The organism is Streptomyces sp. NPDC101160, assembly GCF_044768205.1.
Classification (GTDB): domain Bacteria; phylum Actinomycetota; class Actinomycetes; order Streptomycetales; family Streptomycetaceae; genus Streptomyces.
Map to the genome: position 1 here is coordinate 237,496 of NZ_JBIWPJ010000001.1, position 14,215 is coordinate 251,710.

General features: G+C 73.1%; 12 protein-coding genes. 4 read left to right on the forward strand and 8 right to left on the reverse strand.

All coding sequences use genetic code 11. The features are described from left to right. Positions 1-65 precede the first annotated feature (65 nt). Positions 66-1,730 carry an IclR family transcriptional regulator C-terminal domain-containing protein gene (locus ACIRSU_RS01195; protein ID WP_403787887.1) on the forward strand — a complete coding sequence of 555 codons (1,665 nt, stop codon included), beginning with the start codon at positions 66-68 and terminating at the stop codon, positions 1,728-1,730. On the opposite strand, the gene pcaD is transcribed toward ACIRSU_RS01195, so the two are convergent. From pcaD to ACIRSU_RS01225, 6 genes are all read right to left on the reverse strand, one after another. Continuing rightward, entirely contained in the window at positions 1,696-2,841 is a 1,146-nt protein-coding gene (pcaD, locus tag ACIRSU_RS01200) for a 3-oxoadipate enol-lactonase (protein WP_403787889.1), read from the reverse strand. The two genes, ACIRSU_RS01195 and pcaD, sit on opposite strands and share 35 nt — an antisense overlap. Further along, complete coding sequence (pcaB, locus tag ACIRSU_RS01205) at positions 2,838-4,271, reverse strand: 3-carboxy-cis,cis-muconate cycloisomerase (RefSeq protein ID WP_403787891.1); 1,434 nt, start codon at positions 4,269-4,271, stop codon at positions 2,838-2,840. Before pcaB ends, pcaD begins: the two co-directional genes overlap by 4 nt. Then, entirely contained in the window at positions 4,271-4,834 is a 564-nt protein-coding gene (gene pcaG / locus ACIRSU_RS01210; protein WP_403789367.1) for a protocatechuate 3,4-dioxygenase subunit alpha, read from the reverse strand. The genes pcaB and pcaG overlap by 1 nt, the downstream gene beginning before the upstream one ends. Positions 4,835-4,839: 5 nt before the next feature. Then, positions 4,840-5,622 (reverse strand): protocatechuate 3,4-dioxygenase subunit beta, encoded by a 783-nt coding sequence (gene pcaH, locus ACIRSU_RS01215; RefSeq protein ID WP_403787893.1) that lies wholly within the window; start codon positions 5,620-5,622, stop codon positions 4,840-4,842. A gap of 80 nt (positions 5,623-5,702) precedes the next feature. After that, a complete protein-coding gene (locus ACIRSU_RS01220; RefSeq protein ID WP_403787895.1) occupies positions 5,703-6,362 on the reverse strand; it encodes a CoA transferase subunit B in 660 nt (219 codons plus the stop codon). Then, positions 6,359-7,138 carry a CoA transferase subunit A gene (locus ACIRSU_RS01225; RefSeq protein WP_403787897.1) on the reverse strand — a complete coding sequence of 260 codons (780 nt, stop codon included), beginning with the start codon at positions 7,136-7,138 and terminating at the stop codon, positions 6,359-6,361. Before ACIRSU_RS01225 ends, ACIRSU_RS01220 begins: the two co-directional genes overlap by 4 nt. A 208-nt stretch (positions 7,139-7,346) precedes the next feature. On the opposite strand from ACIRSU_RS01225, the gene ACIRSU_RS01230 reads away from it, so the two are divergent. After that, positions 7,347-7,808 carry a MarR family winged helix-turn-helix transcriptional regulator gene (locus tag ACIRSU_RS01230; RefSeq protein ID WP_403787899.1) on the forward strand — a complete coding sequence of 154 codons (462 nt, stop codon included), beginning with the start codon at positions 7,347-7,349 and terminating at the stop codon, positions 7,806-7,808. Between the two features lie 82 nt (positions 7,809-7,890). On the opposite strand, the gene ACIRSU_RS01235 is transcribed toward ACIRSU_RS01230, so the two are convergent. Next, positions 7,891-8,259, reverse strand: coding sequence for a hypothetical protein (locus ACIRSU_RS01235; protein WP_403787901.1), 369 nt, complete (start codon positions 8,257-8,259; stop codon positions 7,891-7,893). A 213-nt stretch (positions 8,260-8,472) separates the two neighbouring features. On the opposite strand from ACIRSU_RS01235, the gene ACIRSU_RS01240 reads away from it, so the two are divergent. After that, positions 8,473-9,390 (forward strand): poly-gamma-glutamate hydrolase family protein, encoded by a 918-nt coding sequence (locus ACIRSU_RS01240; protein ID WP_403787903.1) that lies wholly within the window; start codon positions 8,473-8,475, stop codon positions 9,388-9,390. A gap of 97 nt (positions 9,391-9,487) precedes the next feature. On the opposite strand, the gene ACIRSU_RS01245 is transcribed toward ACIRSU_RS01240, so the two are convergent. After that, positions 9,488-12,415, reverse strand: coding sequence for a glycoside hydrolase family 48 protein (locus ACIRSU_RS01245; RefSeq protein WP_403787905.1), 2,928 nt, complete (start codon positions 12,413-12,415; stop codon positions 9,488-9,490). A gap of 267 nt (positions 12,416-12,682) precedes the next feature. On the opposite strand from ACIRSU_RS01245, the gene ACIRSU_RS01250 reads away from it, so the two are divergent. After that, positions 12,683-14,203, forward strand: a complete 1,521-nt coding sequence (locus ACIRSU_RS01250; protein ID WP_403787907.1) for a cellulase family glycosylhydrolase — start codon at positions 12,683-12,685, stop codon at positions 14,201-14,203. Positions 14,204-14,215: the final 12 nt, after the last annotated feature.

The following is a 14,215-nucleotide window of genomic DNA, read 5'->3' on the forward strand; positions in this document are numbered from 1 at the left end:
GGGTGCCGTGTCCTGTCCGCCCGCGTATTCACTACGGTGGAGCGAAGATCCACGACGGAGAGCCGATGCCACCGACGAACCACGACACGACCGCCGACGCGCCGCCCGAGGCGGTGACGCCCCTGCTGCGCGGCCTCGGCGTGCTGCGCCGGCTCACCGACGCGGGCGGGCGGCTGACGGTCGGCGAACTCGAACGCGCCACGGGGCTCGCCCGCTCCACCGTCGACCGGGTCACCGGCACGCTCGCCCGCATGGGATACGTACGGGTCGAGGGCCGTGACATCGTGCTCGCGCCCCAGCTGCTCGAACTCGGCAACGCCTATCTCGCCTCCGTACGGCTGCCCGAGCTGCTCGGCGGGCGCGCCGACGCGCTCGCGGACGAGCTGGACGAGTCGGTGTCGCTCGCGGTCGCCGACGGCGACGGCATCCGCTTCGTCCACCAGGCCACCCGGCGGCGGGCGATGTCGGTGAGCTTCCGCATCGGCGATCTGCTGCCGGCCGAGCGCACCGCGCCGGGTGTCCTGTTCGCCGCGGAGTGGGACGAGGCGGAGTGGGAGCGGTGGCGGGAGCGCCGGACGGCCGATCCGGCGGGGCTCGGCTTTCCCGCGCTGCCCCAGGGCCGCTCGGGCGCTGCCGCCGGGGGCGACTTCGCGGAGCGGGTCGCCGAGGCGGACGAGGCCGGTTTCGCGGTGGACGACCAGCTGGTCGAGCCGGGGCTCGTGGCGCTCGCGGTGCCGGTGCGCGCGGCCGACGGTCGGATCGCGTGCGTGCTGAGCACCGTGAGCCACACCAGCCGGCACGACGCCGGCTCGCTGCACACGACCCTGCTGCCGCGACTGCGGGCCGCGGCCGACGCGATGGAGCGGGCGCTGCGGGACGCGCCGGAGCCGGAGCCGGGGGCTCCGAGCGGCCTGGCCGCGTGGACGGGCGCGTCCAAGCAGGAGCTGGGGCGGGAGTTCGTCGAGTCGCTGGCGCGTGGCCTGACCGTGATCACCGCGTTCGGCGCGGGCCGGGCCGCGCTGCCGCTCACGGCGGTCGCCGAGGCCACCGGCCTGGCCCGGGCCACGGCCCGGCGGGCGCTGATCACCCTGGAGCACGTGGGCTGTGTGGCCGTGGACGGACGGGAGTTCCGGCTGACGCCGCGCGTGCTGTCGCTCGGGTTCGCCCCGCTGTCACGGACCACGCTCACCCGGATCGCCCAGCCGCACCTCGCCGGCCTGGCCGAGCGGGTGCGCGAGTCCACGTCGCTGGCCGTGCTGGTCGGCGACGAGGTCCAGTACACCGGCCGGGTCGAGACCAGCCGGATCATGAACGTCCACATCACCGTCGGCACCCGCTTCCCCGCGTACGCGACCTCCATGGGCCGGGTCCTGCTCGCGGGCCTCCCGGCCGCCGACCGCGCCGCCCGGCTCGCCGGCTCCGAACTGCGGGCCCTCACCCCGCACACCGTGACCGCGCGCGCCGAACTCGACGCGCTCCTGGACCGGGTGGCGCACGACGGGTACGCGCTGGTCGACGAGGAGCTGGAGGAGGGACTGCGGTCGATCGCGATGCCGGTGCGCGACCGCGCGGGCCGCGTCGTCGCCGCCGTCAACGTGGCCCTGCACGCGGCCCGCCGCTCGCGCGAGGAGTGCGTGCGCGAGGTGCTGCCCGAGCTGACGGCGGCGATCGCCGGCATCGAGGCGGATCTGCACGTCACGGAGCGCTTCGCCCGGGTTCCGGCGTACTAGCCCCGAGGACCTGCTGGGCCACGGCGAAGGCGGAGTTGGCCGCCGGGACTCCGCAGTAGACGGCCGTCTGGAGGAGGGCGGCGGCGATCTCCTCGTCGCTGAGGCCGTTGCGCCCGGCGGCGCGCAGGTGCAGGGCGAGTTCGTCGTGGTGGCCGTGGGCCACGAGCGCGGTGAGGGTGATCAGGCTGCGTTCGCGGCGGCTGAGGGTCGGGTCGGTCCAGATCTCGCCCCACGCGTAGCGGGAGATGAAGTCCTGGAAGCGGGCCGTGAGTTCGGTCTGCCTGGCCTGGGCCCGGTCGACATGCGGGTCGCCGAGGACCTCGCGGCGGACCTTCATGCCGCTGCGGACGGTGGCCTCCGCGAAGTGGGCGCGGAGGGCGGGGAGCACGGCCTCGGGGCGTTCGGCGACGGCGAGGTGCGAGGCACCGGGGATCTCCGTGAGCGCGGAGCCGGCGACGGCGTCGGCGATCTCCCGGAGATGGGCCGGCGGCGTGGCCGGGTCCTCGCGGCCCGCGACCAGCAGGGTGGGCGCGGTGATGCCGGCCAGCCGGTCGCGCAGGTCGAAGGCGGCGAGCGCGTCGCAGCACGCCGCGTACGCCTCCGGGTCGGCGTGCCGGTGGTCGTCGACGAGGCGCGGCACGGTGAACCCGGGCGTGAACCAGCGGGCGTCGGCGGTCTCGGCGAGCTTCGCGAGGCCCTCGCGCCGGACCGATGCCGCGCGCTCCTCCCAGGGTGCCGGGCCGCCGAAGTGGGCGGACGAGCAGAGGACGGCGAGGCGTTCGACCCGTTCGGGGTGGTGGGCGGCGAGGTGGAGGCCGACGGCGCCGCCGAGGGAGACTCCGGCGTACGAGAAGCGGTCGGCGCCCAGGGTGTCGGCGAGGTCGAGGACCAGCCGCGCCAGGTCGGCGACGGTCGCGCCCGGGCCGATGAGTCCGGCGGGCGAGCGGCCGTGGCCGGGCAGGTCCCAGCGGACGACCCGGTGGGTGAGGGACAGTTCGGGGGCGACGGCGTCCCACAGCGCGGTGGAGGTGCCCAGCGAGGGGCCGAGGACCAGGACGGGCGCGGTGGCGGGCCCCTCGGCGACATGGTGGAGGGTGCGGTCCGGGGTCAACGTCGCTCCAGGGCTCGGTCGGTGAGGGCCCCGGCGCAGCCGGTGGCGCGGGCGGGGTCGGCGAGGTCGGCAAGCACGGCGGGGTCGATGCCGGCCAGTTCCCGTTCCTCTGCGAGGAGTTGGGAGAGCGGACGGCCCTCGGTGCGGGTGCGGGCGGCGAGTTCGGTCAGGAGCGCGCGGGCCCGGGCCCTGCCGAGGCGCGGGGTCAGGGCCGTGGCGAGCCGTTCGGCGACGAGGAGCCCGCCGGTGAGGTCCAGGTGGGCGCGCATGGCGGCCGGGTCGACGCGGAGCCCTTCGGCGAGGGCGGCGCTGTGGTGTGCGGCGCCGCCGACGAGGCGCAGCAGGTCGCGGAGCGGTTCCCATTCGGCGTGCCAGGCTCCGGCGGGCCGCTCGTCCTCGGCGGCGAGGCAGGAGTACAGGCTCGCGGCGAGGTGCGGGGCCCGGCGGGCGGCGGAGGCGACGAGGGTGGCGCGGACCGGGTTCGCCTTGTGCGGCATGGCGGACGAGCCGCCGCCCTCGCCCTCGGCGACCTCGGCGATCTCCGTGCGCGAGAGGGTCAGCACATCCGCGGCGATCTTGCCGAGCGCCCCGGCGGTGAGCGCGAGGACGCCGGCGAGGTCGGCGACCGGGGTGCGCAGCGCGTGCCAGGGCAACAGGGGCGCGGCGAGGCCGAGTTCGCGGGCGTACGCGGCGGGCAGCGCGGTCGCGGCCACGGGAGCGTCAGCGGCGGGCAGCCCGGTCGCGGCCACAGGAGCATCAGCGGCGGGCAGCCCGGTCGCGGCCACGGGAGTGTCCGCGCCGGCGGCGTCGGCGAAGGCCGCCAGGGTGCCGGCCGCTCCCCCGAGTTGGACGGGCAGCCCGTCCCGTACCGCCGTGATCCGGTCGCGGGCGTCGAGCACCAGGGAACGCCAGCCGGCGGCCTTGAGGCCGAAGGTGGTGGGCACGGCGTGCTGGGTGAGGGTGCGGCCCGGCATGGCGGTGTCGCGGTGGGCGGCGGCGAGGGCGGCGAGTGCCCGCTCCGTACGGACGAGGTCGGCCAGGACGAGGCCGAGGGCGCGGGTGGCCACCAGCATGGCGGCGGTGTCCAGGACGTCCTGGCTGGTCGCGCCCCGGTGGACGTACGGCCCCCACTCCCCCGCCGCTTCGGTCAGGTCGGCGACAAGCGGGATGACCGGGTTCCCGCCGGCGCGGGCGCGCAGGGCGATCGAGCGGAGGTCGAAGCGGCCGGGTGCGGACGCCGCGGCGGTCACGGCGCGGGCGGCGGCGTCGGGGGCGGTTCCGGTGGCGGCCTGGGCGCGGGTGAGGGCGGCTTCGGCGTCGAGCAGCGCCTGGAGGAAGGCGGTGTCGCCGGTGGCGGCCTCGGCGGGCGAGCCCGCGCGTACGGGATCGAGCAGTCCCGCGTCCGGGAGCGCCCCGGCGGTGGAGGGCATCACGGGAACTCCAGGAAGACGGTCTCGCCCTCGCCCTGGAGGCGGATGTCGAAGCGGTGGGTGCGGTACGGCTCCGGGGCGGCGATCAGAGTGGCGCGCCGGTCGGCGGGGAGCCGGTCGAGCAGCGGGTCGGGGCCGTCGGCGAGATAGGCGCGGGTGTAGAGGTGGTGGAGGAGTCCGCGGGCGAACACGCAGACGCTGATGTGGGGTTGACCGGGGTTGCCGGGCGGCAGGGTGTGCAGCGCGTAGTGGCCGTCGGCGTCGGTGGCGACGCGGCCGAAGCCGGTGAAGGCGGTGCCGTTGCGGCCGAGGTGTCCGCCGGTGACCGGGTCGCGGCGCAGGGATCCGGGGGCGCCGGCGAGGGAGCCGTCGGGGGCGGCCTGCCAGAACTCCAGGAGTGCGTCGGGTACGGGGTCTCCGGCGCCGTCGAGGACGTAGCCGTGCAGGGTGATGCGCTCGGGGTGGCCCTCGGGGGCGACGCGCTCGCCGTCGGGGAAGGGCAGGGCGTAGCCGTAGAAGGGGCCGACGGTGGCGGACGCGGTCGGCGGCAGGAGCGGCTTCATCGTGTTCACCGGCCTTCCTCGGTCCAGGTGGCGGCGGGCCCGTCGAGGACGATGTCCCAGGCGTAGCCGAGTGAGAACTCCGGCTGTGACAGGCCGTGTTCGTAGCGCGCGACGAGCCGCTCGCGGGCGGCGGCATCGGTGACGGAGCGCAGGATCGGGTCGTGGGCGAGGAGCGGGTCACCGGGGAAGTACATCTGGGTGACGAGGCGCTGCGTGAACGCCGTGCCGAAGACGGAGAAGTGGATGTGCGCGGGGCGCCAGGCGTTGGTGTGGTTGCGCCAGGGATAGGCGCCCGGCTTGACGGTGGTGAAGGTATAGCGGCCCTGATCGTCCGTCAGGGTCCGTCCCACGCCGCTGAAATGGGGGTCGAGCGGGGCCGGGTGCTGGTCGCGCAGATGCGCGTAGCGGCCGGAGGCGTTCGCCTGCCAGATCTCGATCAGCTGTCCGCGCACCGGGCGGCCGGCGCGGTCGAGCAGGCGGCCGGTGACGGTGATCCGCTCACCGAGGGGTTCGCCGCCGGGCGCCCGGGTGAGGTCGTTGTCGTACTCGGTGACGTCGGTGGGGCCGAACACGGGCCCGCTGAGCTCCACGGCCTCCGGGTCGCCGGCGGCCTCGGGGCCGATGGCGACGAGCGGCCGGCGGGGGTGGCGGAGCAGGGAGCTGCGGTACGGGGGGTAGTCGCGCGGCGGGTGGTGGCGGACCGGGGCGCCGGCGGCGAGCGCCGTGTCGTAGGCGTCCTGGAGGGCGCCGATCTCGGCGTCGATGCGGTCCTGCGTGAGCTCGGTCATGAATCCTTCCGCAAGGAGAGGGAGTCGGGGTGCGAAGGTCGGCGGGAGGACGGCAGGGAGACGCCGTCAGCGGTCAGCGGTCAGCCGACGACGGCTTGCCGGGCATCGCCGGGCAGCAGCACGGGGGCCGCCGTCCGGGCCGCCACCTCCTCCGGCGTCACCCCGGGAGCCGTCTCGACGAGGGCGAGCCCGTCGGCGGTGACGTCGAGGACGCAGAGGTCGGTGATGACGCGGTCGACGCAGCCGCGCCCGGTGAGCGGCAGGTCGCATTCCGCCACGATCTTCGGGGTGCCGTCCTTGGCGGTGTGGGTCATCAGCGCGATGACCGTGCGGGCGCCGTGGACGAGGTCCATGGCGCCGCCGATGCCGGTGACCATCCGGCCGGGCACGGCCCAGTTGGCGAGGTCTCCGCGGGCGGAGACCTGCATGGCGCCGAGGACGGCGACGTCGATGTGGCCGCCGCGGATCATGCCGAAGGAGAGGGCGGAGTCGAAGCAGGAGGCGCCGGGGAGGAGGGTGACGGTCTCCTTGCCGGCGTTGATGAGGTCGGGGTCGACCTCGTCCTCGGTGGGGTACGGGCCGGTGCCGAGGATGCCGTTCTCGGAGTGGAGGACGACCTCGACGCCGGCGGGCAGGTGGTTGGGGATGAGCGTCGGCAGGCCGATGCCGAGGTTGACGTACTGGCCGTCCGTCAGCTCCCGGGCGGCGCGCGCGGCCATCTGTTCGCGGGTCCAGCTCATCGTGTCGTCCCTCGTGTCGGAGGTGCGGAGACCGTGCGTCGTTCGATTCCCTTGTCGACCGCCTGCTCGGGGGTGAGGGCGAGCACGCGCTGGACGAAGATGCCGGGCAGATGGACGTGGTCGGGGTCGAGGGCGCCGGGTTCGACGAGTTCCTCGACCTCGGCGATCGTGACCCGGCCGGCCATGGCGGCCAGCGGGTTGAAGTTGCGCGCGGAGGCGTGGAACACGAGGTTGCCGTGCCGGTCGCCGACGGCGGCGCGGACCAGGGCGTAGTCGGTGCGGATGGCGTGCTCCAGGACGTGCGGGACGCCGTCGAACTCGCGTACCTCCTTGGGCGGCGAGGCGAGGGCGACACCGCCCGCACTGTCGTGGCGCCAGGGCAGGCCGCCGTCGGAGACCTGGGTGCCGACGCCGGCCGGGGTGTAGAAGGCCGGGATGCCGCAGCCGCCGGCGCGCAGGCGCTCGGCGAGGGTGCCCTGCGGGATGAGCTCGACCTCGAGTTCGCCGGCGAGGTACTGGCGGGCGAACTCCTTGTTCGCGCCGATGTACGAGCCGGTGACGCGGGTGATCCGGCCGGCGGCGAGCAGCAGGGCGAGGCCGGAGTCGAGGGCGCCGCAGTTGTTGGAGACGACGCCCAGGCCGCCGACGCCGTGGGCGTGGAGGGCCTGGATGAGGGCGTTCGGTACGCCGCTGAGGCCGAAGCCGCCGACGGCGAGCGTCGCTCCGTCCGGGACGTCCGCCACCGCCTCGGCGGCGGTGGCGACCACCTTGTCCATGGAGGGCCTTTCGGTTCGCTCGGAGAGGAGGGGAAATCCGTGGGAAATCACTGGGAAATCAGTCCTGCACATTAGTCAGTGCACTGAGCATCTGCGCCGACTGCGCCATGCTGACAGGCGCCGGGCGGGGCGTCAACGGGTCGCGGGCACCCCCGAGCGGGCGGGGTATCGTTCCGTGCGCCGACGAAACGACAGAAGGAGGCACGCCATGGCCGCGGTGGACCTGACCACGCATCCCGGGCACCTGGCCCGGCGGCTCCAGCAGGCACACCATCTGCTGTGGACGACGATGGTGTCGGAGGAGATCACCTCCCCGCAGTTCGGCGTGCTCAACGCCCTGACCGCCGAACCCGGGCTCGACCAGCGGACCGTGGGCGAGCGGGTGGGCCTGGACCGGTCCACGATCGCCGAGGTGATCAGCCGCCTCACCCGCCGCGGCCTGCTCGACAAGGTGCGCGACCCGGAGGACGGCCGGCGCTTCCTGCTGCGGCTCACGGACGAGGGCGCGCGCACGCACAAGCGCCTGACGGTGCGCACGGCCCGGATGAACCAGGTCTTCCTGGCGCCGCTCTCCGCCGAGGAGCAGACGCTCTTCCTGTCGCTGATGCGCCGGGTCTCGGACGCGGCGGAGCAGCTGCGCAGCCCGGCGGAGCCGGTGCCCGCTCCGTAGACCAGGCATACCGATGACGGCCGATGCCTTCGTCAGCGCACTGACGAAGGCATCGGCCGCGGCTCATCCGTGCCCGGTGCGGTCAGGAGACGCGCTTGAGGGTCCAGGCGTTGTTGTTGAAGCCGGAGTTCGGGAAGGCGACGCAGGAGCTGGAGTAGTAGGAGCTGGTCGCCGTCCAGCCGGCCGGGTAGTACGTGGAGCCGCACGCCTGGACGACGGTGCCTATCGGCAGACCGGTCAGCTGCTTGATCTGCTTGATGTTCGGGTCGAAGTTCTGGGTGCCACAGCTGGCGCTGTAGCCCCAGCTGACGTCGACGTAGCCCGCCGGGGTGGCGGTGCTCGCGCAGGTGGTCGTCACGTCACCGGGGGCCGCCTGGGCGGGCGCGGCGGTGAGGGCGAACATCGCGGCGGCGCCGGCGAGGGCCATGGCGGTGGTGCGCAAACGGGTCATGAGGGGCTCCTTGGATCGGAAAGCGACCAACGGGAAACAGCACCCGTTTCTACGGTGTGGCGCACGAATCGCGACAGCCGGTTTCCGGTCTGAGTGATCAAGCCAGGTCACCGGTTATCGGATCGCCCGCTCCGCTCACCGGCCTCCGCGCCTTGTCATGTCCAGAGGGACCCCCTGGAAGCGGCCGTCGGGTCGTGGTGCAGGATCACCCTCATGACCAACACCAGCAGACGCACCGTGCTCACCTCCGTCGCCGCCGTCGCCGCGGCCCTGCCCACGCTGAACGCCGTGGTGGGCAACGGCGCCACGCCCGCCGCGGCCGCGACCGAGTTCTACAACTCGAACACGGACATGTACACGAAGAACGCGGCCAACGAGGGCGTCGAGTGGATGCGGCGCTTCCGCATCGGCGCGCCGGTCCAGGTCACGGACAACGCGAAGAACACGAGCGTCGCCGTCAACAGCACCGCGGTCATCGCACCGCACGGCGGTGCCATCGAGTCGGGTACGAGCGAGCTGTGCATGGCCGTCGCCGGCTACACGCCCTTCGACTACACCACCGACCCGGCGAGCGCGGCGGTGGCGGGGCAGCCGCAGCGCGACTACTGGATGTTCGAGGCGCTCGCCAACCCGGACAACCAGCACGTCACGTCCACCCACTGCGACGACCCGGCCGCGCTGGCCGCCTGTGCCAACAACCTGTACGCGGTCTCCCTGCACGGCTTCAGCGAGCCGACCGAGAAGAAGATCAACGTCGGCGGCCGGGACGAGCGCCTCAAGCGCAACCTGCTCGCGGCCTTCGACAAGTACGGTCTCAACACGAAGAACAGCAACCCGGACTGGAACGTGACGGTGGTCCTCGCGGGCTCCACCGACCCCATCAACGGTGACGACCCGACGAACATCGTCAACCGCACCCGCACCGGCGCCGGCGCGCAGCTGGAGATCTCCACGGCGCTGCGCTCGGCGATGTTCGGCAACTTCTCCGGCGCCGCGAATCGCCGTTCGACGGCCGGCGTGCCGAGCACCGCCGCGCCCTACGCCGACCGATTCTGGAACGGCTTCGTCAACGCCGTGCGCGAGGCGATCAAGAACCACGAGCTGGGTCTCGACGTCGTCCCGGCCCCCTAGCGGCCGCGTTCCGGCACGCCGAACGGGCGGACCCCGGACCGGGGTCCGCCCGCCCGCGTCGTACGCGGGGCCGCTCCCTCACGCGGGGCGGCGGCCGTTACTCGAGCAGCTGCGCGTACGCGCCCATGGCCATGGCGATGTCCGCCTGGGCCCAGAACCGGTGGTACGTGAAGACGGGGGCGGCGCCGCCCGCGAGGTACGCCTCGACCTTCGGCCAGGCCGGGTCGTTCTTGTAGAAGGAGCGGATCGAGACGAAGGTGGACGAGGAGTTCACGGCGTCGCCGTTCGGCATGGTGCCGGTCCAGCCGCTCGGTACGTACACGGGGTCGTCGAAGCGGTTGTAGTCGGCGCGGGTCTCCGGGACCGCGATGCCCAGCGGGTCCTGGTAGTGGGTCCACATGCCGTCGAGGAGCGCCTTGGCGACCCGCTTGGCCGCGACGTCGCCGGACCTGGCCGCATAGTAGGTCAGGGTCTTGGCGTAGGCGGCCGCCACGCCGACGTCGTCGGTGTAGTCGGCGACGGTGACGTGCAGGCCCTTGTTGGCGCCGGGGCTCGCCGCGTTCCAGGTGTCGGGCGCGCCGGACCACTGGAGGGTGGCCGGGATGCGGTAGGTGCCGTCCGGGTTGATCGTGGTGGCGGACAGCGCCCAGGAGACCCACTTGTCGAGCACGGTCTTCGCCGCGGCGTCGCCGGTCTGCTGGTAGTACTCGGCGACGCGCTCCATGGACCACGCCTGGAAGCCGAACCACTGGTTGGACGGCGGGTCGTGGTAGACGGGCTTCTCGTCGTAGTACATGCCGTGGAAGGTGGGGGTGCCGGCCGGCGGGGTGGCGTAGCGGCCCTGCCAGCTGTTGGTGGCGCCGCCCGCGATGGCACCCTCGTCGGACTGGAGCCAGCGGTAGAACTCCAGCTGGCGCTTGAGGCTGGTGGCCCAGTCGGCGGCTCCGGTGGCCGACTTGGGCCTGAGCGGGGCGTAGCTGCTCAGGGCGTAGGCCGCGAGCGGGTTCTGGTAGCCGCCGTGCGCGTGGCTGGAGCCGATCCGCCAGGACCAGGCGGCCGAGGTGTCGGTGGCGCCGCCCCAGGCGTAGTACCAGGACAGCAGGTAGTGGGAGCTGTCCTTGCCGCTGCCGGCGGGGCAGGTGGTGGGCCCGACGCAGTCGCCGGTCTTCTTGAAGTACTTGTCGAACATGGCGTAGCGCAGGTAGTCGCCCATCTTGGCGGCCTTGCCGACGGTCGTGGCGACCTGGGCGCCCTTGCCCTGCTGCTTGGCCCACACGTCGGCCCAGTAGGCGGCCTGGACGGCGCGGGCGTCGGCGTCGGGGGCGTCGGTGAACTTCCACTGCTTCGCGTAGGAGCTGTCACCGGTGAACAGGTCCAGGTAGCCGTTCTTCCCGCCGTAGGCGAACCGGTCGCAGGTGGGGTGGGTGACGGTCTCCCAGACGGACTCCTGCGGGCCGCGCTGGAAGGTGTTGATATACGAGGGGCCGGTGGCCGTGGGGCCGGTGGAGCAGGTGCCGGGCTCGTTGCCGTACCCGTAGACGTTGTCGACGTCCTGGATCCAGTGCATGCCGTAGATGTCGTCGGTGCCGTAGGCGCTCTTCAGCTCGGCGGCGAGCGGGTCGGTGCCGGCCGCGACCGTGCTGTCGAGCCTGGCCGGGTACTGGGACGGCAGGTCCCACTCGGGGGCGTAGGTGGCGGGCTTGGCCGCGTTGTAGGAGGAGTTGGTCGGCTGGTCGGCGTGGGTGGGGATCATGTACTTCTCGAGCGTGCCCCACGCGGCGTTGAACTTGGACCAGTCGCCGGTGACCCTGCCGTACATCGCCTGGAGCCAGACGAGGTAGCTGTACGCCTCGGAGGTCGTCTCGTGGCCCTGGTCGGGGGCCTCGACGATCAGGGTCTCGACGGAGTGGTAGGGGATGCCCTCGGGTGAGAAGTAGCCGTTGGCCGGGTTGGTGATCTTCCCGTAGAGGTCGAGGAAGCGCGCGTCGTACGTGGAGTCCGCGGCGAGCTGGGCGACGGTGACCTCGGCCTTGGCGTGGCCGGGGGCGGTCGCGGTGAAGACGGCGGTGCCGGTGCCGGTGGAGGCGGCGGTGACGGTCACCCGCTGGGCGGTGTTCCAGTTCGCGGGGGTGAAGGTGAGCGTGGCCGGACTCGCGGTGAGGCCGGTGACGCCCGAGGTGCGGGCGACGGTCACGGTGACGTCCGCGCTCGGCCGGGTGGAGAGCTTCAGGTCGAAGGTGCCGGTCGCGCCCTGGCGTACGGAGAGCTGGGCGGGGCTCGCGACGAGCGCGGGGCCGGCGGCGACGGTGATGCCGACCGGGGCGGACTCGCCGGTGGCGCCGAGCGAGTCGTACGCCTTGGCGTAGAGCGAGTGGGCGCCGGCCGGCAAGGAGGTGGCGCCGAGGGTGTAGGGCGCGGTGGTGTCGGTGCCGATGAGGCTCGTGTCGCTGTAGAACTCGACCTTGCTGACGGTGGCGCCGTCGGCGGCGGCCGCGGTGGCGGCGAGCGGGACGGCGTCGCCCTCGGTGTAGACGGCGCCGGGGGCGGGGCTGGTGAGGACGGCCACCGGCGGCTGGTGTGCGCCGCTGCAGGCGGTGCCGTTGACCGTGAAGGAGGTCGGGGCGACGTTGGTGCCGGTGTAGCTGAACTGGGCCCCGGTGGTGACGGCGGCACCGGCGGCGACGGTCCCGTTCCAGTCGGCGTTGGTGACGGTGACGGTCTTGCCGGACTGGGTCCAGGTGCCGTTCCAGCCGTTGCCCAGCTTCTGGTCGCCCGTGTAGGCGTATCCGATGGTCCAGCCGTTCAGGGCCGTGGTGGCGCGGTTGGTGAGGGTGAGCTCGGCGGTGAAGCCGGAGCCCCAGTCGTTGGTCTTGTAGTCGACGCTGCACTGGACGGCCGCGGTTGCGGCCTGGACGGGCGGGCCGACGGCGAGCAGGGCGGCGGGAAGGGCGAGTACGGCGGCCAGCGCGGTGAGCGGCCGGACGGCACGGCGCACTCGGGGTGGTCGTGGCGTTCGCAGTGGCATGCGGGTGGTTCTCCTCGCGTCTCGGCGGGTGGGGGTGGAGCGAGGGCGGGAGCGGTCAAGCTCTGAACCAGTGGGAGCGCTCCCACTGTGCAGATCCGGCGAGACGCCGTCAAGACACCCGAAGAGTCGAAGGCATTCCGCCGACCAATTTGGTCAACTCCTCTTTTCCTTGAGGGAAGTTGTCGCTACGGTCGGCCCGACCAGTGGGAGCGGATCCAACCCGTCGGCGCGCCGTCACCGGTGTGCCCTCGACGTGAGGACTCGCTCATGCGCCATCCCCCACGATTACCGGCGCTGCTCGCGGGAGCAGCGCTCACCGCGGCGAGCACTGCTCTCGCCCTGGTCGGTACGGCCACCGGAGCCGCGGCCGCACCGGTCTGCACCGTGCAGTACTCCGTCACCGGCTCCTGGGCCGGCGGCTTCCAGGGCGCGCTGACCGTCACCAACAACGGTCCCTCCGTGAGCTCCTGGAAGCTGGGCTTCGACTTCCCGGCCGGTCAGGTGATCAGCCAGGGCTGGGGCGCCAGATGGTCCCAGTCGGGCGCGAGCGTCACCGCCTCGAACGAGAGCTGGAACGGTTCGCTCGCCACCGGAGCGAGCGCGACCACCGGCTTCCTCGCCTCGTGGTCGGGCGGCAACCCCGCTCCGGGTACGTTCACGCTCAACGGCACGGTCTGCAACCAGGACGCGCCCCCGACGCCCACTCCTACTCCTACTCCTACTCCTACTCCTACTCCGACCCCCGCTCCGACCGCCCCGCCCCCGGTCACCGGCGCTCCCGAGCTCGGCGTCACCGGCAACCGGCTCACCGACCAGAACGGCGCCACCCGCCGCCTCCTCGGCGTGAACCGCTCGGGCGGCGAATTCATGTGCGTGCAGGGGTACGGCATCTTCGACGGACCCGTCGACGACGCCGCCGTCCAGGCCATCGCCGACTGGAAGGCCAACGCCGTCCGCATCCCGCTCAACGAGGAGTGCTGGCTCGGCCTGGCCAACGTCAAGCCCGAGTACCGGGGCGCCACCTACCAGAACGCCGTGAAGGACCTGGTCGGCCGGGTGCTCGCCCATGGCATGACCCCGATCGTCGAACTCCACTGGACGTACGGCCAGTACACCGGCAACTCCGCGGGCTGCGCCGACGTCCACGCCACCTGCCAGAAGCCGATGCCCGACGCCCAGTACACCCCGGCGTTCTGGGCCTCCGTCGCCGAGACCTTCAAGAACGACCGGCGGGTCGCCTTCGACCTGTTCAACGAGCCCTACCCGGACCGGGCCACCCCCACCGCCGCCCAGGCATGGACCTGCTGGCGCGACGGCGGGACCTGCCCCGGGATCGGGTACGAGGTCGCCGGCATGCAGGACCTGGTGGACGCGGTCCGCGGGACCGGGGCGCAGAACCTGCTCCTGGTGCCCGGCCTCGCGTACTCCAACGATCTGAGCCAGTGGCTCGCGCACCGCCCCACGGACCCGGCCGGCCGGCTGGCCGCCGCCTGGCACGTCTACAACTTCAACTCCTGCGTGGACGAGACGTGCTGGGGCAGCACCCTCGCCCCGGTCGCCGCCCAGGTCCCCCTGGTGGCGGGCGAGATCGGCGAGAACACCTGCGGACACGGATTCGTCGACCGCGTCATGAAGTGGTTCGACGAGCGTGGCCTGTCCTACCTGGGCTGGACCTGGAACACCTGGAACTGCGCCTCCGGGCCGGCCCTGATCACCTCGTACGACGGCACCCCCACCGCATTCGGCACAGGGCTGCGCGACCATCTGCGCGCCCTGAACGGAAACTGAAAGGGCACCCCA

Excerpts from the sequence above, each read along its gene's own strand:
- ACIRSU_RS01195 (WP_403787887.1), top strand. The coding sequence starts at position 66 with ATGCCACCGACGAACCACGACACGACCGCCGACGCGCCGCCCGAGGCG.
- pcaG (WP_403789367.1), bottom strand. The coding sequence starts at position 4,834 with ATGAAGCCGCTCCTGCCGCCGACCGCGTCCGCCACCGTCGGCCCCTTC.
- ACIRSU_RS01250 (WP_403787907.1), top strand. The coding sequence starts at position 12,683 with ATGCGCCATCCCCCACGATTACCGGCGCTGCTCGCGGGAGCAGCGCTC.
- ACIRSU_RS01230 (WP_403787899.1), top strand. The coding sequence starts at position 7,347 with ATGGCCGCGGTGGACCTGACCACGCATCCCGGGCACCTGGCCCGGCGG.
- ACIRSU_RS01240 (WP_403787903.1), top strand. The coding sequence starts at position 8,473 with ATGACCAACACCAGCAGACGCACCGTGCTCACCTCCGTCGCCGCCGTC.
- ACIRSU_RS01225 (WP_403787897.1), bottom strand. The coding sequence starts at position 7,138 with ATGGACAAGGTGGTCGCCACCGCCGCCGAGGCGGTGGCGGACGTCCCG.
- ACIRSU_RS01220 (WP_403787895.1), bottom strand. The coding sequence starts at position 6,362 with ATGAGCTGGACCCGCGAACAGATGGCCGCGCGCGCCGCCCGGGAGCTG.
- pcaH (WP_403787893.1), bottom strand. The coding sequence starts at position 5,622 with ATGACCGAGCTCACGCAGGACCGCATCGACGCCGAGATCGGCGCCCTC.
- ACIRSU_RS01235 (WP_403787901.1), bottom strand. The coding sequence starts at position 8,259 with ATGACCCGTTTGCGCACCACCGCCATGGCCCTCGCCGGCGCCGCCGCG.
- pcaB (WP_403787891.1), bottom strand. The coding sequence starts at position 4,271 with ATGCCCTCCACCGCCGGGGCGCTCCCGGACGCGGGACTGCTCGATCCC.
- ACIRSU_RS01245 (WP_403787905.1), bottom strand. The coding sequence starts at position 12,415 with ATGCCACTGCGAACGCCACGACCACCCCGAGTGCGCCGTGCCGTCCGG.